Origin of the sequence: Sulfuricurvum sp. MLSB, from assembly GCF_000747095.1 — a bacterium.
Lineage (GTDB): Bacteria > Campylobacterota > Campylobacteria > Campylobacterales > Sulfurimonadaceae > Sulfuricurvum.
Window position 1 is genome coordinate 1 of the sequence record NZ_JQGL01000138.1, and the last position, 18,850, is coordinate 18,850.

At 43.9% G+C, this 18,850-nt stretch carries 29 protein-coding genes; 17 read left to right on the forward strand and 12 right to left on the reverse strand.

Annotated features, from left to right (window positions below):
* Window positions 1-110: 110 nt before the first annotated feature.
* Window positions 111-833: a hypothetical protein gene (locus JU82_RS09810; RefSeq protein ID WP_037950010.1), complete on the reverse strand. Its 723-nt coding sequence runs from the start codon at window positions 831-833 to the stop codon at window positions 111-113.
* A 102-nt stretch (window positions 834-935) separates the two neighbouring features.
* Between JU82_RS09810 and JU82_RS09815 the strand changes: the two genes are divergently transcribed.
* Complete coding sequence (locus JU82_RS09815; RefSeq protein ID WP_037950056.1) at window positions 936-1,829, forward strand: DMT family transporter; 894 nt, start codon at window positions 936-938, stop codon at window positions 1,827-1,829.
* 23 nt (window positions 1,830-1,852) lie between these two features.
* Window positions 1,853-2,044, forward strand: a complete 192-nt coding sequence (locus JU82_RS09820) for a hypothetical protein (RefSeq protein ID WP_037950012.1) — start codon at window positions 1,853-1,855, stop codon at window positions 2,042-2,044.
* Between the two features lie 41 nt (window positions 2,045-2,085).
* Here the strand turns inward: JU82_RS09820 and JU82_RS09825 are convergent, their stop codons facing one another.
* From JU82_RS09825 to JU82_RS12080, 3 genes are all read right to left on the reverse strand, one after another.
* The gene (locus JU82_RS09825; protein WP_037950013.1) at window positions 2,086-2,724 is read right to left on the reverse strand and encodes a Fic family protein; all 639 of its coding nucleotides are present in this window, start codon (window positions 2,722-2,724) and stop codon (window positions 2,086-2,088) included.
* A complete protein-coding gene (locus JU82_RS12075; protein WP_294892781.1) occupies window positions 2,721-2,852 on the reverse strand; it encodes a hypothetical protein in 132 nt (43 codons plus the stop codon). The genes JU82_RS09825 and JU82_RS12075 overlap by 4 nt, the downstream gene beginning before the upstream one ends.
* Before the next feature lie 153 nt (window positions 2,853-3,005).
* The gene (locus tag JU82_RS12080) at window positions 3,006-3,659 is read right to left on the reverse strand and encodes a hypothetical protein (RefSeq protein WP_294892783.1); all 654 of its coding nucleotides are present in this window, start codon (window positions 3,657-3,659) and stop codon (window positions 3,006-3,008) included.
* 187 nt (window positions 3,660-3,846) lie between these two features.
* Between JU82_RS12080 and JU82_RS09835 the strand changes: the two genes are divergently transcribed.
* From JU82_RS09835 to JU82_RS09850, 4 genes are read left to right on the forward strand one after another with little or no spacing between them, the layout of a single operon-like run.
* A complete protein-coding gene (locus JU82_RS09835) occupies window positions 3,847-4,602 on the forward strand; it encodes an arylamine N-acetyltransferase (RefSeq protein ID WP_037950015.1) in 756 nt (251 codons plus the stop codon).
* Window positions 4,603-4,604: 2 nt separating this feature from the next.
* Window positions 4,605-5,222 carry a hypothetical protein gene (locus JU82_RS09840; protein WP_037950017.1) on the forward strand — a complete coding sequence of 206 codons (618 nt, stop codon included), beginning with the start codon at window positions 4,605-4,607 and terminating at the stop codon, window positions 5,220-5,222.
* Window positions 5,223-5,239: 17 nt separating this feature from the next.
* Window positions 5,240-5,653, forward strand: coding sequence for a GNAT family N-acetyltransferase (locus tag JU82_RS09845; protein ID WP_037950018.1), 414 nt, complete (start codon window positions 5,240-5,242; stop codon window positions 5,651-5,653).
* 14 nt (window positions 5,654-5,667) lie between these two features.
* Window positions 5,668-5,955 (forward strand): YciI family protein, encoded by a 288-nt coding sequence (locus JU82_RS09850; protein WP_037950021.1) that lies wholly within the window; start codon window positions 5,668-5,670, stop codon window positions 5,953-5,955.
* Between the two features lies 1 nt (window position 5,956).
* Here the strand turns inward: JU82_RS09850 and JU82_RS09855 are convergent, their stop codons facing one another.
* On the reverse strand, window positions 5,957-6,409 hold the full coding sequence (locus tag JU82_RS09855; protein WP_037950024.1) for a methylated-DNA--[protein]-cysteine S-methyltransferase: 453 nt from the start codon (window positions 6,407-6,409) through the stop codon (window positions 5,957-5,959).
* A 5-nt stretch (window positions 6,410-6,414) separates the two neighbouring features.
* The gene (locus JU82_RS09860; RefSeq protein WP_037950025.1) at window positions 6,415-6,840 is read right to left on the reverse strand and encodes a hypothetical protein; all 426 of its coding nucleotides are present in this window, start codon (window positions 6,838-6,840) and stop codon (window positions 6,415-6,417) included.
* A 405-nt stretch (window positions 6,841-7,245) separates the two neighbouring features.
* Between JU82_RS09860 and JU82_RS09865 the strand changes: the two genes are divergently transcribed.
* The 7 genes from JU82_RS09865 to JU82_RS09895 all read left to right on the forward strand — a co-directional run bounded on the left by JU82_RS09865 (window position 7,246) and on the right by JU82_RS09895 (window position 12,044).
* Window positions 7,246-7,830, forward strand: a complete 585-nt coding sequence (locus tag JU82_RS09865) for a transglutaminase family protein (RefSeq protein WP_037950029.1) — start codon at window positions 7,246-7,248, stop codon at window positions 7,828-7,830.
* Window positions 7,821-8,984: an FAD-dependent monooxygenase gene (locus JU82_RS12085; RefSeq protein WP_294892786.1), complete on the forward strand. Its 1,164-nt coding sequence runs from the start codon at window positions 7,821-7,823 to the stop codon at window positions 8,982-8,984. The genes JU82_RS09865 and JU82_RS12085 overlap by 10 nt, the downstream gene beginning before the upstream one ends.
* Before the next feature lie 71 nt (window positions 8,985-9,055).
* Window positions 9,056-9,628 (forward strand): TetR/AcrR family transcriptional regulator, encoded by a 573-nt coding sequence (locus JU82_RS12090; RefSeq protein WP_294892787.1) that lies wholly within the window; start codon window positions 9,056-9,058, stop codon window positions 9,626-9,628.
* A 27-nt stretch (window positions 9,629-9,655) separates the two neighbouring features.
* Window positions 9,656-10,105 (forward strand): GNAT family N-acetyltransferase, encoded by a 450-nt coding sequence (locus tag JU82_RS09880; RefSeq protein ID WP_294892788.1) that lies wholly within the window; start codon window positions 9,656-9,658, stop codon window positions 10,103-10,105.
* Between the two features lie 132 nt (window positions 10,106-10,237).
* A complete protein-coding gene (locus tag JU82_RS09885; protein ID WP_037950031.1) occupies window positions 10,238-10,468 on the forward strand; it encodes a hypothetical protein in 231 nt (76 codons plus the stop codon).
* A gap of 1 nt (window position 10,469) precedes the next feature.
* Window positions 10,470-11,042 (forward strand): transglutaminase family protein, encoded by a 573-nt coding sequence (locus tag JU82_RS09890; RefSeq protein ID WP_037950033.1) that lies wholly within the window; start codon window positions 10,470-10,472, stop codon window positions 11,040-11,042.
* A gap of 237 nt (window positions 11,043-11,279) precedes the next feature.
* Window positions 11,280-12,044 carry a class I SAM-dependent methyltransferase gene (locus JU82_RS09895; protein WP_037950036.1) on the forward strand — a complete coding sequence of 255 codons (765 nt, stop codon included), beginning with the start codon at window positions 11,280-11,282 and terminating at the stop codon, window positions 12,042-12,044.
* 440 nt (window positions 12,045-12,484) lie between these two features.
* On the opposite strand, the gene JU82_RS12095 is transcribed toward JU82_RS09895, so the two are convergent.
* Together JU82_RS12095 and JU82_RS12100 are read right to left on the reverse strand one after the other, a co-directional pair.
* Window positions 12,485-13,744 carry a glycosyltransferase gene (locus JU82_RS12095; RefSeq protein ID WP_294892789.1) on the reverse strand — a complete coding sequence of 420 codons (1,260 nt, stop codon included), beginning with the start codon at window positions 13,742-13,744 and terminating at the stop codon, window positions 12,485-12,487.
* Complete coding sequence (locus JU82_RS12100) at window positions 13,741-14,199, reverse strand: antibiotic biosynthesis monooxygenase (protein WP_294892790.1); 459 nt, start codon at window positions 14,197-14,199, stop codon at window positions 13,741-13,743. Before JU82_RS12100 ends, JU82_RS12095 begins: the two co-directional genes overlap by 4 nt.
* 127 nt (window positions 14,200-14,326) lie before the next feature.
* On the opposite strand from JU82_RS12100, the gene JU82_RS09915 reads away from it, so the two are divergent.
* Window positions 14,327-14,767: a hypothetical protein gene (locus JU82_RS09915; protein WP_037950040.1), complete on the forward strand. Its 441-nt coding sequence runs from the start codon at window positions 14,327-14,329 to the stop codon at window positions 14,765-14,767.
* A gap of 95 nt (window positions 14,768-14,862) precedes the next feature.
* The gene (locus tag JU82_RS12105) at window positions 14,863-15,978 is read left to right on the forward strand and encodes a cytochrome c peroxidase (RefSeq protein WP_294892791.1); all 1,116 of its coding nucleotides are present in this window, start codon (window positions 14,863-14,865) and stop codon (window positions 15,976-15,978) included.
* Window positions 15,979-16,018: 40 nt separating this feature from the next.
* Here JU82_RS12105 and JU82_RS09925 read toward each other — a convergent pair whose 3' ends face one another.
* From JU82_RS09925 to JU82_RS09940, 4 genes are all read right to left on the reverse strand, one after another.
* Window positions 16,019-16,297 carry a heavy-metal-associated domain-containing protein gene (locus JU82_RS09925; RefSeq protein WP_037950043.1) on the reverse strand — a complete coding sequence of 93 codons (279 nt, stop codon included), beginning with the start codon at window positions 16,295-16,297 and terminating at the stop codon, window positions 16,019-16,021.
* Window positions 16,298-16,322: 25 nt separating this feature from the next.
* Complete coding sequence (locus JU82_RS09930) at window positions 16,323-16,946, reverse strand: Crp/Fnr family transcriptional regulator (RefSeq protein WP_037950046.1); 624 nt, start codon at window positions 16,944-16,946, stop codon at window positions 16,323-16,325.
* 40 nt (window positions 16,947-16,986) lie between these two features.
* Entirely contained in the window at window positions 16,987-17,421 is a 435-nt protein-coding gene (locus JU82_RS09935) for a DsrE family protein (RefSeq protein WP_037950048.1), read from the reverse strand.
* A 105-nt stretch (window positions 17,422-17,526) separates the two neighbouring features.
* On the reverse strand, window positions 17,527-18,213 hold the full coding sequence (locus JU82_RS09940; protein ID WP_037950050.1) for a TIGR01621 family pseudouridine synthase: 687 nt from the start codon (window positions 18,211-18,213) through the stop codon (window positions 17,527-17,529).
* A 130-nt stretch (window positions 18,214-18,343) separates the two neighbouring features.
* Here JU82_RS09940 and JU82_RS09945 point away from each other — a divergent pair, with 130 nt between their 5' ends.
* Window positions 18,344-18,562 carry a hypothetical protein gene (locus JU82_RS09945; protein ID WP_294892793.1) on the forward strand — a complete coding sequence of 73 codons (219 nt, stop codon included), beginning with the start codon at window positions 18,344-18,346 and terminating at the stop codon, window positions 18,560-18,562.
* Window positions 18,563-18,579: 17 nt separating this feature from the next.
* Window positions 18,580-18,850, forward strand: a 271-nt coding sequence (locus JU82_RS09950; RefSeq protein WP_037950053.1) for a YHS domain-containing protein, incomplete at its 3' end; no start/stop codon positions are given.

Here is an 18,850-nt window from a genome sequence, read left to right on the forward strand (position 1 = left end):
GGGTTCAAAACGCACAAGCTGACCGTATCCGATTCTTTCAGAGAGTTTTCGATCCATGCGAGGATATCGGTGAGAGGTTCGGAGGTAAATCGTTTCACGGTTGACTCTCCTTACTGCATCATAAAAAGATTGTTGCTTGTATCGCATACCGCGATAAACAGCTCTTTGAGCTCACGGTCGAAGGTCATGACATACACATCGGCATTTTTGAGATTCAATTGTCTGAAATTCTCCAGCAATACACCGTCGGCGACATTTTTGCCGTGATCGCACTTGGTAAAATTGAATGATTTGAGGGTTTTGCCATAGTCGTACAAATTGGCTTCCCATTCATCCTTGAAAAGGTAGAGCGAGTCGGGATTGGCCGCAATGTAGATACGGTGGTCCGGTATTTCGTATTTATCGATCAAATCATTGAAGATCGGGCCGATGTTGGAAAAATTCTCGATGTCCCAAAAAAGGTAGGTTTCGGATACCGCCGTTTTTCGCTCTTTGTTGACGAGGCTTAGGCGTTTGGCGATATTGAAATGGTTATGGGAAATGTCGTTGATGAACTCGATGCTGTTTTTGAGCTTCACCGCATCGTCGGTATTGAAGCGGAGCACTTTTCCTAGGTCGATGTAGAGTTCCAGGTCTTCGAGTTCCTGCCGCGCCCCCCCTTTTTGATAATGCCCCAAAGCCTTGATTTTCCCCGGAGAAAACAGGAGGGTGACCTTGATCGGGCGGCGCGACGCGAATGCTTTGGTTACGGACGTATAGACTCTCATCGCCGTTGCGGTTTGAGGCAGTGTGATCGAACCGTATTCTCGGCCGTTAATGATGATTTTATGCATCTGTGTAGAGCCTTTAAGTAGTTGCGGGATTTTAGCACATCGAGGATTTTAAGAGTGAAAGGTGTACTATTTAGTTATCAAAAACAGGATGATACAAAAGCTTTGGATAATACGAAAAATACGGCCAAATATGTGATATGGATGATTATCGCGATGCTCTTTTGGGGCTTCGCGTGGACGGCGGGTAAAGTGGCGGCAGAACACTCCAATGCGGAAGTAGCCGCTTTCTGGCGTTACGCCATCTCTTTTCTCAGCATCATTCCTGTTGTCTTGCTTTTGAAAACACCGCTCAAAACAGACCGCATAGGCTTTATGTATATGGTGGGTGCGGGGGTACTGACATCCCTGTTCAATTATCTGTTTTTCGCCGGTCTCTCACACGGACAGGCAGGGTACGGTGGGACGATGGTAACCTCTCTGGCCCCTATCATTACGTACATTCTTTCTATCGCTATGTTGGGGACAAAGGTTTCGTCCCGGCAAATTACGGCGCTCTCCATCGGGATTTTCGGTGCGCTCATCCTTCTTCGCGTGCCGTTTGACGGATTTGCGTTTTTGAATGTAGACAGTTCGTATTTTCTGGGATGCGCGCTCGTGTGGGCCGTGATTACGGTTATTTCCCAAAAAGCCGCCAAACGGGCGCATCTGATGTTTTACACGTTGGTCGTTTTCGGTATTACGACGTTCATCAATATGCTGTTCGCCTTGCCATACCGTCCGTTCGATTTCGCTGCATACGATGAGGTGTTCTGGTGGACGATCCTGTTTATCGGAGTGATTCCGGGGACATTTAGCACGGCACTGTATTTTGTCTCGGCGGGTAAAGTGGGGGCACATCGAACGGGGGTTTTTATGTTTATCGTCCCCGTCGGGGCTATCGTTTCGAGCTGGGTCGTATACGATGAATCACTGGCGCTCTCAACGCTGATCGGATGTCTGCTTGCTTTTGCGGCGGTGATCTTGTTTAATATGAAAAAAGCATCGGACAGAAGATAATAATGACGAAGGGGACATTATGTATGGTGTCAGAGCAGATCGTCGATAATCTGGACGTTTTTGCAGAGCGATATAAGAATATCGATTTGCACGGCAAGAAGATCACCATTAGTAAGATGATCGATATACGCTCCAACCATCTCAAAGGGGCGATTTTCAGCCGTTATGAGGCGATGTTTTTACTCGAATCGATGGGAATCGTACTGGTCGATTAAGATAAATAATCGGATTGAAAATTGTTTCATGTCATGTAGCTTTAGTTTTTGGAGGGGTTATAGGTATCACCTGATTTCTTTAGCCCAGCCATAATAATGGCTTCCATTTTTGTACAATCGGTTTCCATACAATCAATCGATGCTGAGATAAAAGACTCATTGCCCAGCGTATCAGCATAGTCGATATATTCATACCCGTTGTAGGTAACGATCATATCAAAAAAAAGTCGTAATGATCTTCCATTTCCTTCGCTAAAAGGATGTAAGACAAGTAACTCACACATATAGTAGGCTAGCCGTTCGGCAAATTTTTGTCGACTTCCTTCATCTTCATAATCACGTAAATAATTTTCTTGCTCTAATTGTTTGAAAATATCGTTAGAGTAGCTTTCCAAGTTCATGTACGGACAAAACATACTAGAACCTTTGGAAATATTGACGGTTCGATATTCTCCTGCCCATTGGTACAATGTATCAAAAAGGTGTCGATGGATTGATTTGAGGTAAGCTTCATCAAAACGCGTATCATCAGCTAAAGCATTATGGAAATACTCATAGCTTCGTAAAAGGAGTTCGCGTTCTATTTCATGGATTATGAGAGAGTCATGTATGTCAAGTTTGTTGATCGGAACATCACTGTTTTCATAGTAGATGTGATTGGAGGGGGGATAGTATTTCATTTACGAGAAAGAATTTTTTTGACTTGCTCTTTCACTTCTTTATTATCGACAGGTTTATACCCTTCAATCATTTGCGATACGTTGACCGCTTTAAGTGCTTTTTGGGCTGAAAAAGGAGGCTTGCTCATTGGCTACCCTTATCATCGTATAGGTTGAATATTATACCTTAAAATCAATATTAGGGATATTTATGGATACCGTTTATATATTTATATTATAACGCTAGAACCATTTTTTGGAAGAGGTTATCGGTATCATCTGATCCCTATATTTCTATATTTTTAAGCTCCTGAAATTTTACTTTTAAAGTAAGCACGAAGCTCCTTTAACATTTGGTCATATATTTCTTTTCTGTGTCTATTATTATCGATAATATTACGGCGTTCATTATTTGTAGAAGTATCTCTTTGACCTATAAACTGCATTAATTCACCTTTACCATGAGCAAATTCATCTAATTGATAAAGTGCCTGATGGATTTTATTTAGGTGTTCATCATCTACAAAAAGTGAGCTTTTCTCTAAATAAAATTTAGCTTCGTTTAGTTGAGAACTAAACTCTCGAACTTTTTTGGTAGAGACTTCAACCCACAATTCATCCATTGCTTTCTTCAAATTGCATAGAGAAACCCAAAGTTCTCCATAAATATCAAATTGTCTTTCTGAATAACGTAGTAGTATGTTTTTTAAACTTTCTATTTGAACTTCATAATCTTTTAATATCATTGAATATTTGTATTTTTCTTCTTCTAAAACTTTAGCATGTTCGTGTTTGTAAGATTCCAATTGAGTAGCTAAAATAGCTTTTTCTTTTCCTAATATTCTTTCTGCCCAAACTTTTCCAAGCCAAGAAGATAACCCAAAAAATATTGCAGCGGCACCACCAACAGAAGCCAGGATGGCACCTGATATTTTGAAAATTTCATCTATGTTCATTTCAAAGCTCACCTAACTATTTCTTCATACCAAAAATATTCAACCAAAATTTTACATATTGACATATTTTTAAACATTCTACGCTGTTATTCTTAAAATTATCTCCGCAAACGCTTTAACGGCAGGCAAAGCGAAAAAAGAGGACAATTTCCATTATTTGATACAGGAACCCCCAAGAAAGATGAAAATGACAGCCGATAACTTCAATCTCTCCGACTACCTCTCCCGCATCGGATTTGAAGGTGATACTCGTAACGATGAAGCAACGCTCACGCAACTGATACAGCGGCAATTACGCACAATCGTGTTCGAAAACACCGAAGTACAGGCGGGACGAATCCCCTCATTGGTACCTGAAGATATCGTCGAAAAAGTGATCGTGAATCGTCGCGGTGGGTACTGCTACGAGATCAACGGCGTGTTTGCGATGGCGCTCACCGCCATAGGGTTCGAGTGGTATTTCGCGGGGGCGCGCTCGATGCTCTATCCGACCCGCAGACCCAAAACGCACATGGTTCTGATCGTCCGTGTTGATGGGCGGTACTATCTGTGCGATACGGGATTCGGCGGATACGCTCTGCGCGCACCGATGGAGATTATGGAAGATGAAGCCGTTCAGGACGGGGATCGTTTCCGGCTGGAAATAATGGACGGCGAGTACGTTCTCGGCGCGATGGTGCAGGGTGAATGGCAGCGTCTTTACGGCTTTGCGATGCAGCCACAGGAGTGGATCGAGTTTAGCCTTGCGAACTATTTCAACGCGACGAGTCCCGATACGGTATTTACGCAGAAAAAAATCGCGATTATGCAAACCCCGAACGGTCGTAAAATTCTCATCGATAATGAATTAAAACTGATCGAAGAGGGGAAAATGGAGAAACTCGAAGTTGATTACGATAGTGCCCTCAAAGAGTATTTTGATCTTGAGCCTCTCAGGGGATGATGATGAATCTCGATAAACTCAAAGAGGCCGAAGCCAATTTTTTCGCTTTTTATCCCAAAGGATTTGAAGATGAGGCTCTGTTGCCGATCATCAAACGGCACAACACCGAGAAAATCGGGAAAAACGTGGAGGAACTCTTCGCGCCGGAGAAGTTCCGAAATCCCGACGAGATATGCGAGAGTTTTGCCAAGATCGTTTCCAAATCGACCCTTATATCGCTCTTTGAAAAACCGAAAGTACGCGATATGATCAAGCAGATGAGTATGGATCAGCGCGATATGCTCTCCATCGCTCTGTATGAGTTACTGCACGGCAAACGAGAAAAAGGGTTTGAGATGATCGTGGAAGTTCTCGCGATCTACACTCTGGCGAAATGGTCGATCGTGACGCTGATACCGTACTATTATGACCGCGAAAAGAACTTTTTTATCAAGCCCACTACGACCAAAGATATCATCAAATTTTTCGAGATTGAGGGGCTGATGTACAAACCTCGTCCGACGTACGAGTTTTATGAGCGCTATACCCGTGTCCTCACCGAGATGAGATCATGTGTCAGCCCTCTGATCGGAAAAGACAATGCGGGATTTACCGGATTTTTGATGATGTCGATGAAGTAAAAAATTGAAGGAATGATATGAATATTACCTACCAAATAACTCCCAATCTATCGATTGAAGCATTTCTCGATATCCTCAATCGTTCAACGTTGGGAGAACGCAGACCTATCGATGATCTGGAATGCGTAGAAAGCATGATCAAAAATGCCGACATTATCGTTACGGCGGTTTTGGATGAAAAAATCGTAGGGGTGGCGCGCGCGGTCACAGATTTCAGCTACTGCTGCTATTTGTCGGATTTGGCGGTAGATGTAAGCTTTCAATCTCAGGGGATTGGTAAAAAACTCATTCAAAGTGTCAGAGAACAGTTAAAAGCTAAGTGCAAAATAATTTTGCTCTCTGCCCCTGCTGCAGTAGAGTATTATCCGAAAATCGGTTTTACGCAACATCCGTCGGCTTGGGTACTGGATAGTACGAAAGAAATTTTATAAAATTAGGGGGAACAATGTTCATCATCTCACTCACCTACATCAAACCTCTCGACGAGGTGGACGCTCTGCTCGAAGAGCACGTCGAATATCTCAAAGAACAGTACAGACTGGGAAATTTCCTCGCATCTGGGCGCAAAGTTCCCCGCACCGGAGGGATAATTCTGGCTCGTGCGGTATCGCGTGAGGAGATCGAGACGATTATCACCCTCGATCCGTTCTATCGCCACGGCGTGGCATCGTATGAGATTACGGAGTTTAGCCCGACGATGACGTCGCCAGAGTTGGCATTTTTGAGGGGATAAATCAAGAAAAACTTTCCAATCCCAGCAAAAATTCTTTTCTCCAAATCCCCCCGCTGTACCCGCCGATCCCGCCGCCGCTGGCGATAACGCGGTGGCAGGGGATCAGGATTGCGATGGGGTTGCGGCCGTTGGCGTTTGCCACGGCACGAACCGCTTTGGGATTGCCGAACCTTTCGGCCTCTTGTGCATACGAGATCGTTTCACCGTAGGGGATCGTTCGCAGCGTCTCCCAAACCGCTTTTTGAAACGGCGTTCCGCGAGGGTTGAGGGGGAGGGTGAAAGTTTTTCGTTTTCCCTCAAAATACTCCCTTAGCTCTTCTTCCAGACGCAGCAACAAAGGATGCTCGGAATCCGCGTTCCGAAGGGTCTCATCGGTGAAATCCAAAGAAGTGATCCCGTGCGCATCGGCGGTAGCGATCATTGTGCCGATGGGGGTGTGGAGAATACGGATCATGTGAATCAGACTTTCAAATCGAGTAAATTTCCCCGTTTTTCTTTATCCATATCGAGGGAAGAGGGATTGAAGCTCAGGTAGTCTTGCAGGGCGATTAGGGCATTTTGTTCTTTTTGCGAAGCGGGCGGATTTAGCTTTGTCAAATCCTGCGATAGAGACTCCCCGTTTAGCTGATTCCCGGATCTGTCTTCATAAATACCCGCTGCGCGCATAAATCCAATCGTTACGATCCCCTTGGCGGCTTGGTAATTTTCGGCATTAATGAGGGTATTGTAGAGCCGCCGTTCGGTAGGGTTCAGGTCTTGGGAAATCATACTGAAATCGTTTTGGAGTTCTTCGAGCTGAGTGGATACCGCTAAGGATTCTTTCTCGGATAAAGCCGGTACAAAAGAGTTTGAAAACGGGTAAGAGCCGTTCGTTTGAACCTGCAATTGTACTCCTTGTAAATATTATTTACAGGATTACCAGCAAAAAACAGTCCAAAATGAAGATACGCATTGCATTGCTAAACGGGTGTGACTTATGTCACACACTTTGTTGCGGTCGTTGTCATACAATCGGTATGAAGCAACGTCTTCGCTATTGTTGCTGTTTGACGAGATACCGGCGTTGAATCAGCCTCTCCAAAACAAGGGAGAGCATGACTGCAACGCATGGTATTGGTCAATCTGATTACCGTTATGAGCTATAGAGTCAAATTTCGGAAGTTAGGTGAGAGATATTTTCAAAATAAAGTAAAAACTCTAAAATTTATTGACAAAACAATCACTTTCGGGATATTATTAGAGTAATTGCTCTAGCCGGCAGCGGACAATTCACGTTTGGAGGGGGTCTTTATGGAAAATTATTTGGTAAGCACGGATATTATCGACTTTGACCATCCAAACGTCGGCGCTAAAGCTCGAAAATTGGCAGACGGTTTTAAAAACGATATCGATATCGCCAAGCGCTGTTATGAGTTTGTTCGTGACGAAATCCGGCATACGGGTGATATGCGTGAAAAAATTACAACATGCAGGGCAAGCGAGGTGCTCGAACACGGGACAGGGTGGTGCTATGCCAAAAGTCATCTGTTGGCCGCCCTGCTTAGGGCAAACGCCATTCCCACGGCATTATGTTACCAGTGCCTGAGTATCAACGACGACGGAATGCCCCCTTTTCGCCTGCATGGGCTCAATGCCGTTCATCTCGAAAATTTCGGCTGGTACCGGATAGACGCGAGGGGAAACAAAGCGGGGGTGGATGCGCAGTTCGACCCTCCGTATGAAAAGCTGGCTTTTGTATTGAACGGAAACGAATTCGATCTGCATGAATACTTTGCCGATCCGCCGGAAGCGGTTCTCTATGCACTCAAAAGCCGGAAAATTGTGGCGAAATGGCCTATGACGCAAAATCAGGAAAAGGAGCCCGCATGGCGGTAATGGCTGCTGATAAAGGATATCGCGACGAGAAGATATTGATTGTAGGAGGCGGTGTGGCCGGCCTGATGAGTAAAAACAGGCTGGAATCATTAGGGTACAACCCGGTTTTGGCGGAACAGGCGGATGCGCTCCGTTCAGAGGGTGCTGGGATACTTTTGGGTGCCAATGTCCTCAAGATATTTCGGGAATGCGGTTTGGAGGATGAATTGCTGCACTACGCCCAGCCGCTCAAAGAGATACGCCTGCTTGATGAACAAGGCAGAAGACTCGGGCGGTTCGATTTGGAAAAAATAGCGCGTGAAACCTCCTATCCTACCGTTGCGGTCCATCGAAAAAGGTTGCATGAAATTTTGATGAGATCGGTGGACGCAGAGAGTATACGGCTGTCTCATAAAGTCATTTCGATTACCAAATTGAATGCCGGTTATCATGTGCAATTTGATAACGGCGAGGTAGGGACATACGATTACATTATTGGTGCCGACGGCGTGCGATCAAAAGTGCGGGAGCAATTTTTCGGAAATATACCGCTGAGATATGCGGGTTACGTTTGCTGGAGATTTGTATGCGATTTGCCTCCCGGGATCGATAGGATGGTCGGCAGTGAATATTGGGGAAGCAACAAACGTGTCGGTATCTTCCCGATCGGAGAAGGCAAAGCGTATTGCTTCATGCTCGCATCGGCCGTGGGTGGGGAAGAGAAACTGGGTTTTGAAGAAGTAATGAACAATTTCAATGAATTTCAAGGAGATTGGCAGACCATCGCAAGCATGCTTGCTCCTGATACCATCGAACTGATTTACGGCCCTATCGCCGATTTGTCAAAAAACGTTTTGCATGTAGGACGAATGATACTCGTCGGCGATGCGGGACATGCCACGACGCCCAACCTGGGTCAGGGAGCCGCCATGGGAATAGAGGGGGCATACGTTTTCGGCGAGCTGCTGAAAACGTATTCGTTGGATGATGCGATGAAACACTATTCTCAAACGCGGCTGGAACGGGTGAACGATATTCGCAACCGTTCATGGCTGATCGGCAGGCTTGCGCATCTCGAATCGCCCGTTTGGCAAACTCTAAGAAATTTTGTCATGAGAATCACTCCGCACCGCATCAATCAAAAAGAGTTTGAAAAGGCGATATTTCATCAATAATAAGTTGTAAAATACCTCCAAATTTTACCCGATGAGAATATGAAACGATATTTGGGTAATCAGGAGCATGAGTGGCGAACACACACGATATGATTTTACGCACGGCGTTGGAACTTTTTAATACGCAAGGGAGTCGTACCGTCACAACCAACCACATCGCCAAAGGGTGCGGAATCAGCCCGGGAAATCTCTATTATCATTTTAAAAACAAAGAAGAAATCATCAGAACCCTGTATAACCGAATGGTGCAGGAATGGGATGGGCATGTGGCAACGTTTACGGTATTTGATATGAGTGCATTCGCGAAGATCATAGAACATTCCAACGCCATCTTCAGACGCTATCGTTTTATACACAATGAACTGTATGCGTTATGTCAAAATGACCCCGAATTGGATGAGATCAACCGTAGAAGGCTCCAGATCAAAAAAGCTACCGTTCACACGATGATTGAATTGATGATTGAACACGAAGGGTTTGAGCCGCTGGATAAAAAAACGCTGGAATTCTTGGTCGATACGGTTCTGATGTTTGCTATATTCTGGTTGCCGTATCAGGAAATGACTGCACCCGATTCTACGAAAGAGGCTTCTTTGGATGTCATAAAAGTTCTTATTGAACGTTTTTTGAATAAGGGACCCTGACCCTCACGCAGTAGGGAGGAAACAATTTTGAATTTAAATGTTAAATTGGTCTGGATTTACGATGATGCCGAAATAGATTGGAACGAGCTCGCATATGTGTACAGAATCGCGCCTTTGGGCAATAAAAACCCGGAGGATTTAAAAACAGCCTTTTCAAACAGTATGTACAAATGTTTCGTTTATGACGGTCAAAAGATAGTTGGAGCAGGACGGGCATTGGCTGATGGAGTCGATGTGTCCTATATCTGCGATGTGGCAATCCATCCCGAATATCAGGGGCGTGGTTTGGGTAAGAAGATGGTTGAAAAACTGGTCGAGTTCTCGCAGGGATATAACAAAATATTGCTTTTCGCCAGCGCTGGAAAGGAACCGTTTTATAGCAAACTCGGATTTGATCGGATGACTACAGCTATGGCGATATTTAAAAATAGAGCGAGAGTTTTGGAGATGGGATTGATTCGTGAGGATACGAAATGAAGATGACAGCTACAGTGCGCCGTGCAAGTGCCACGGAATCGTGATAGGGAAAGTATTAAATGTGACAAATGTCACATAGTTTGTCAACAAAAAGATGTGTAATTGTAATATAAATACAAAATAGGACCTTCCATGGGAAAACGCTACGAAAAATTAAGTCAGGACGATAAAGAGTTTATTGCCGATCAGCATCTTTTTTTTATCGCAAGTGCCAGTAACTGCGATGAGGTAACGGTGCCTTTTGTCTCATTTGCAAAACAACCGCTAAATCTGCGGCTCTTTTGCAAAGGTGAGCTTATAGATAAGAATGATACAACGATATTTGAGATTTCCGACGAGCCGAAATTAAAGGCAATAATTTAAAATGGAACATTTCTTAGAATCAAGCGACATCATCGATTTCGATCATCACGCAGTGGCGGTGAAAGCACAGGAATTATCGGAAGGATGTGATGGCGATGCACAGATCGTGAAACGGTGTTTTGAATTCGTCCGTGACGAGATACGACACACGGGAGATGCGGGTGAGGGGATCACAACACTAAGTGCTAGTGAAGTGCTCGAACAAGGACAGGGATGGTGCTATGCTAAAAGTCATCTGTTGGCGGCATTGTTACGTGCCAATGGGATACCTACGGCTCTTTGCTATCAGCGTTTGAGTATCAATGACGACGGAAAGTTTCCTTTTAGTCTGCATGGATTGAATGCAGTGTATTTGAAAGAATATGGCTGGTATTGGATCGATCCACGGGGAAACAAAGCAGGGATCAATGCGCAATTCGATCCTCCGTATGAGAGATTGGCATTTGAATTGGGTGAAAATGAGTATGATTTGCCGGAGTTATATAGCGAACCTCTCGATGTCGTCATAAAGGCACTTCAAACCTACAAGACTTATACTGAAATGGTCGGAAATTTTCCGGATTTAGGAGAATAAAATGATCGTTGCCGAACGTATCCATAGAACCTGACCCTTGCATCATTAAAGTGTAAACTCAATAACGTAAACATGACCGCAAAATGGCAATCATGATCGCCCGTTAAAAACATTGATGCAAATTCTTGAAACACAAAAATACGATGACTTTTTGGACTTATTTAATGAATTTAAAAAAACAGAAGCTATTTATGATTTCGGAGATTTGCAAGTGAAGCAACTTTTAAAAGAGATAAAATGAGCGGAACATGGCAAGCGCAAGCGTATGCGGCACACTCAAAGGCTCAAGAAACATGGGCCAAAGAATTGATCGAAAAGATCGGTTTGAGCGGTAATGAATCGATTTTAGATATTGGATGCGGGGATGGCAAGATCACGAACTATCTGAGCGAACACACATGCGGGGAAGTGGTCGGAGTCGATTTGAGCACCGAGATGATTGCGTATGCGCAAGCGACGTTTCAACATCCCGGTTTCGTGCAGATGGATGCTCAGAAACTGGAGTTTGAGGAGCGTTTCGATGTCGTTTTTTCGAATGCCGCACTTCATTGGGTGAGCGATCATGAGGCTGTAATGCGAGGAATATATAAAGCATTAAAACCAAATGGCAAAGCGATATTGCAAATGGGAGGGGAGGGTAATGCGGACGAGGTTTTTGCTACGCTCAAGTCCATACTTCCCGATTATGCGGAGTATTTTAAGGGGTTTGAATCGCCCTATAGGTTTTGTTCGGATGCGGAATATAGAGAGATGCTTCGATGTGTCGGATTTGGCCGATACCGTGCTGAGCTGATTCCAAAAGATATGATGCACGATGACATCACTGCGTTTCGGGGATGGTTGGAAACAACATGGTTCCCCTATATTCGGCGTATACCCGAATCAATGCAGAATGATTTTATACAAAAATGGATTACTGCGTATATAGAACGTTTCCCGACGGATGAGAACGGCAGGGTTCATGTTGCGATGGTGAGATTGGAAGTAGAGGCGGTAAAATAGGTTTCATATTTCCTTTTTGCAAGTATAGGCATAAATTCTAAAATGAGAAAAAAAACTATTTTTGGGATGCTTTCAATACCGGTACCTTGTCTAAATCGATGCATAAGACATTAGGTTTTAGTAAAAATCGGTAGTAAATCCAATAAAAAAGCAACCCGAAATACGTCAATAATCCCACAAAGATAAATAATACGCCTATGTTGAAATGCTTTTTTTGAACTTTTAAAAAACTTTCTGTGCGTTCGATGCGGATGTATCCATTTTGGTACAGCATCTCATCGATCATTTCTAGCTTTTTCGATGAAGCTATGTCCGTATGTGAAATTTTCTCTATATACTCCGAAAAAGTTTTTAGATTTTGGGCATAATTTTTTCGATCCCAAAAAAAGGTGATTATTCCTAACGGCAAGATAAACATCATCAAAATTGTGCTCATAAAATCAACTCTTTCGTAAATGAAAAATTTTCCGTATGATTGCATCGCATGCAGCTTTTATCGCATCATTTTCTTGCAACTTACTACGCATATCTTGACATGTTCGCTTCATTACATAATCTTCTAAAAGCTCTGTTATAGCAAGTTGAACATTTGATGTCGTGTAATTATTGGGCAAAATTTCTTTTGCAACACCTAGCTTTACGGCTCTATCGGAATTATCAAATTGATCATAAGCTACAGGACGAATGATTTGAGGCACACCGGCTTTTAAAGCTTGACTGGTAGACCCGATGCCGCCATGATGCACAAAAATATCTACATGTGGCAACAATAAACTAAACGGTACATATGCAACATAAAGCACATTCTGAGGCAAATCATTCGGAATATGTTCACTAAAAGGTGAAAGTAAAATTCCTTGAATGCTCAAGAGCTGACACACTTCGACACAGATCCTAAAAAATTCATTTTCTCTTGCACTAGCTGTACCTGCCGAAAACACGACTGTAGGCAGGTCACTCTTAATAAATTCCATTATCTCTTTTGAGAGTTCTTTTTTATCTATTTGATCAAACAGTGGGAAACCGCTCAAGAAAATATTTTTCGGCCAATCGTTTTGAGGTGGTGCGAACCATGACGGAAATAGTCCTACGACTAAGTCAGCTTCATGAATCCACGATTTGAAAATCCGCTTGACCTTAGGCAAGCCCAGTTTTTTTCTAAAATTATTTAATGGCAAAGTGAAAAAGGGGTCATAAAAGAGTGTGTCTATAGTCCACCACGCTAGATATTTTATGAATATTGGAGTAGTAGCATCAATCCATTTTGGAACAATTCTGGCAGGGTTGTAGTTAGATCGAAAAACAGAAGGTGCAAGATGTATCGTAACACATGGAATTTTTTGTGTTTCTGAGACCAAACGTGCGGCAAACAGTAAAGAGTTATGAATCATAATTGTATTTGAATCTAATACATCTTTTCTCATCAAAGCATAATAATCAGGCATGAGTTTTTGTAATTCTCGTGCAATGTTTTTAAAAGATTTGACAGCATCTCCCTCGTTCGTTTGTGAAAAAAGTGCAACATACTCCTCTTGTGTTCCGACTGCAACAAAGTGTATAGATGAATCTTTTATTTTAGACTCAAAAAAAGGATTTGCATAAAAAATAACATTACAATCTCTTGAAGCAAATTCTTGCGCCAAAGAGATAAGAGGGAGTACATCTCCATGACTTCCAAATGCGCTGATCATAATTTTCATAATTTCGTACCAAGTGTTTTGAATGTATCTTCAGCGACGAGACGTGAGGGCAAAAGTCGGTAAAAAGCGTTTCGTAGTTTGCAAAATATCGGCGAGGAAGATTGTGCTATCTTGCCGATTATGTAGGACTTGGTTCTGATGGCATCAAATCTCGTTTTTAATGGCTCTTTTTTGCATACCCTCACTCTAAAATGTTCATAAAACTCTTTGGCTCTTTGTTGCGCCTTCTTATGCAATGCTTCGTTTTTCCATGCTTCGATCGACTGCAAATCTCTCCAATATGAAACGGAAATGCCTATGTCGTTGCGCGCCGATTCTATGCCCAAAAAGCCATCTTGTTTTTTTGCTTCTTCTAAAACGGTGTTTGCAATGGCAACGTAGGCTTGCGAATCGGTTCGTATAGAGGTGAAAATCACCGCATAATACTGTGGCGACGTATGGGTAATAATCGACATAGAGATGCCTTCTAATAAAATAATATTACATATTGTAAAACGAATCACATAAATATGAATGTGACAAATGTCACATACGAGAGATAGCCGTTTTTTTTACAATTGTTCCTAAAAAGGGGGCGATGTTATGAAAGTAGAAAAAATGGTGCGAATCATTCAGATCGCAATAGGGATTAATTTCCTTTGGTTTGGTATGTTGAAAATGTTTCCGGGGATGAGCCCGGCTGAATCTCTGGCAATCATGACGATTGAAAAGTTAACGTTTGGGCTTATTGCTCCGCATATTTCGATAAAACTGTTGGCAATTTGGGAAGTATTAATCGGTATAGGTTTTATATCGGGCATGTATACGAAATTCTTTGTTCGAATATTTATGTTGCACATGATTTTGACGTTTACTCCATTATTTTTATTTCCTGAACTGTGTTTTACGGTTGTTCCTCTGGGATTAACGATTGTTGGGCAATACATCATCAAAAACCTTGTTTTCTTAGCTGCCGGAGCATTGATCTGCACAATATTAGTCAAAAATAGCGAGTGTGTTCCGTGTTCACGAGGTGTGATATGAGATCACTCATTATCTTAAATACATTGGTATTAATATCATCACTTTATGCGAATGAAGCATTACGATCCAAAGCTTTACAACACGGTCTAAAGCCTATGACCTCTACCAACAAGTACACAAAAGAGATGATTCATCTGGGGGAGAAGCTGTTTTTTGAGAAGAACCTCTCGTTAAATCGTGATATCAGCTGTGCCAGTTGTCATGACACCAAGCATGGAGGAGCCGACGGGCGTTCTACGGCTATCGGGCACAAAGGTCAAAAAAATCCAAGCCATCTCAATACGCCTACCGTTCTTAATACCGTCTTTTCCAAACACTATTTTTGGGACGGCCGAAGCCGGACACTCCAAGATCAGGCCAAGGGTCCGCTACAAGCTCCGTTTGAGATGGCATCTACCCCGAAACTTATCGAAAAACGGTTGCGTCGGGATGAACGTTATCCGAAACTTTTCAATAAAGCATTCGGGGATAGCCAAATTACGTTTGAACGTACTGCCGAAGCGATCAGTGCGTATGAAAATACATTGGTTACACGCGGGCGGTACGACCGTTTTTTGGAAGGGGATTTACAGGCGCTGAACCGCGAGGAGAAAGAGGGGCTGAAGCTTTTTATTGATAAAGGGTGTATCGGATGTCATAACGGAATCGGTTTGGGAGGGCAGGAAATGCGTAAATTTCCGCTGTTGCACCATCCGATCTGGAGTATGACGGATCAAAAAACGATCAATAAAATTCGTATTTCATATTTAGATTTTTTGTCAAAAAGTGATCGTCAACAGAATTTCTCCAATGATATTGACCGATACGGATATTTGCGTAAAAATCTCGGTGAGCATGAGTTAAAACTACTGAAAGAAGGATATTTTCAATCCTATACGCCGCAACAAGCGTACAGCATAATGACCCAAAAAGGTTGCTATACCTGTCACACTGAACCGAATTTCGGTGTTGACAAAACCATTCTTAAAGAAAAAGCATTTGCGTTTAAAAATACGGGTGGTTTTTTGGGAAAAGATAAACCGGGGCGTTATTTCCGTGCACCGCTGCTGCGAAACGTTGTTCAAACCGCTCCTTATTTTCACAACGGAAAGATCAAAACGCTTGAAGAAGCCGTCAAAATCATGATAACCTATCAAAGCCGATCACAAGTCAACGATAAGCAGATCGTACAATTGACCCAATTTTTAAAAGCGGTCGACGCACCCGAATAAGTGACAAAGAAAAAGGCAATGCAACATTGCATTGCCTTTTTCAACGATCCATTTTTCCGATTGCACATGACACAAAGCTTTTTGCATTGGTTGTCAAAGTTTGCAGTGTGCCTAATTGATCTGTAATGAGCGGATATCCAAGATCTCGGAGAATAAGTTTCAGATGCTCGATCCGGTCATCTTTGATAGTCAACGTGATTTTTCGCGGTTCGCATTCAAGATCGACTTTGACTTCCCCGAATTCAGCAGCCAGCCTTTTTACAAGCGTATTGGCGCATCCTTCGCATTTTACATTCAGAACCTCAAATGTTTGTTCCATAATCAAGTCCTTTGAGCACATTTTTCTATGAAGAAATAATTTTAATAAAGCCTCTGCCGAGGGTGACAATTCCCTCTCTTTCGAGGTTTTTGAGTATCCGGCTGATCACTTCTCTGGACGTTCCCAGAATTTGGGCGATTTGTTCATGCGTTGTGAGAATCGTATCTCGCCCCTGTACGTACAGCCAGTTCAATAGGCGTTGATCCATCCGTTTAAATCGCAGTTCTTCGACGAGGTGCATAATCTGTGAGAGCCTTTCGGCACAAAAAGAAAGCTTGAAATTGCGATAAGCGGGAGAATGATCGATGAGCCACCGGATTGTCTCGGTCGGGATGAGCCATCCTTCGATACTTTCATCGACGATAGCGGTTGCGGTTGCGGGCGTTTGAGATACGGTACTAAGGGTGTTGACGAGACATTGTTCGCCCGGAGTAATGTAATAAAGGGTGATCTCCCCTTTGCCGATTTCGTCGGCGTGGAGAAATACTTTGACACACCCTTTGCTCAAAAAAAGTATGCCATGGTTGATGTCGCCTTGATAGTACAAAAATGTACCGACCGGATAAGCAACTTTATGAGCCTCTTTTTGTACTTTTTCAAGCGATTCAGGCTCCAACGACTGAAAAAATTGATAGTCTTCCAACTTCATATTTTCCCCTTTCTCTTGAAAAAGTATAGCTTTTGCCGTGTTAAAATGTCATTGATTGGGTGTTTGGTTCATAAAGCGCCCCTGCCAAATCTCCCGGAGTCGCAATCTCGATACCTTCAACGATATCGGATTTTTTGATCCCGCCAAGTTTGACAAAACCTTCGCAAATTTTGACTTTTCCGCCTTTACGAATCAATCCGGCCATTAAATCTTTAGGCGTTACACCGGCGAATTTAGGCTGAGTCCCTTTGTTGAGAGCAAAATTGACGGCATCCGCCGCGATAAAGACGGTGCTTTGCACTCCGGCATCCTGCAGTGCGTTTGCGACTGCCAGACCGAATCCCGCTTTGACGACAGAGCCCTCTGTGATCGTGATCACCATTTTTTTGAGAGATTCATCGCATTGAGCCGCTTCCGCACTCGCCATGGCTATCATCAGCCCCATCATACCTGTCATTAACATTTTGAGGTTCATTATACCCCTCCTTGAAAGAATTAGCATTTTTCGATGCATTCGTATTGTAAAGGAGAGGGGTAGGGTGATTCTGTGACTAAAGTCACATATAAAAAGGAAGAAAGATTAAAACAGTTCCCACGGTTGGCTCCATTCCCTCAGCTGCCCTGTGCATTCGGCACTGACAAACCGCTCTCCCTCGTCCGGAGGCAGTACAAAACGGTACTCTTCGCCGTCCAGACGAAACCGCAGCGCATAGGCGTGCAGATACCCCCGATCCTCTTTTCGCGCTTCATCGGCCTGCGCATAACGCTCGTCTCCCGCGATAGGGGAACCGAGACTTTTCAACGCGACGCGGATCTGGTGGGTTTTGCCCGTGTGGGGTTTGATCAGGAAAAAGCGCTCATGGGTGCGCAGTGCACAGCTGATGAACTGGGTTATGGCGGGGTTTTCCATCGTTACGAGGAGTTTGTAGTCCCCACGCCGCGCTTTGGCCATATCCCCCTTGATCCACCCCTGCTTTTTTTTCGGTTTGCGCAAGGAAATGGCGAGGTAGTACTTCTCGATCTCGCGGTTTTCGAACAACCGGGTGAACTCCGCCGCCGCTTCGGGGGTTTTGGCGAGTATGATGAGTCCCGAAGTCATCTTGTCGAGGCGGTGGACGCTGTAGAGAGGTTGTCCGAGCTGTTCGCTCACCTGAACGACGAACCCGGCCTCCTCTTCGGAGTGGAAATTAACTCCCGCAGGCTTGAGCGCGACGACGAAACGGTCGTGGTCTTGGACGATGCGGATGGCTGTGTGATGCGTTTCCAAACGGCTTTCGCTCCGAAATATGGTATCTCTAATTGTACCGACATTAACATACGGTTCGTATTGCGTTGCGCAAAAGTGCTACAATGATATTAGGTTTCCTAATACAAATATTCATAAGGGGGCGATCATCATGGTCGATTACGGAATGCACGGATGGGGTATGGGGTTTTTCTGGCTTATTCCCATCGGATTATTTTTGGTATTTGTCTATCTTTTCAAAGGTAACAAACAAGCGCCGTCGGCCAGAGAGATTCTGGACCGTCGGTACGCCAAAGGTGAAATCGACACCAAGGAGTACCGCGAGCGGCTGAAAGAGCTCGGCTACAAGCACGAGGGAGAGGACGATTAATCCGTAAGGGGGAAAAGATGGCAAAAGACATCGTCTGCGGGATGGAAGTCTCTGATTCCACCCCCTATCAAGCGGAAGCGAACGGGGCGCATTACTATTTTTGCTCCGAATCGTGCCGCATCAAATTCACCGAACACCCCGAAAACTATCTGCACCGTTCTTCGCTTCCTGCCGCATGTCCCGATAACAGCTGCACAACCAGCCATGCGATCTATACCTGCCCAATGCATCCCGAAATCGAGCAGGAAGGGCCCGGAACGTGTCCCAAATGCGGGATGGCACTCGAAC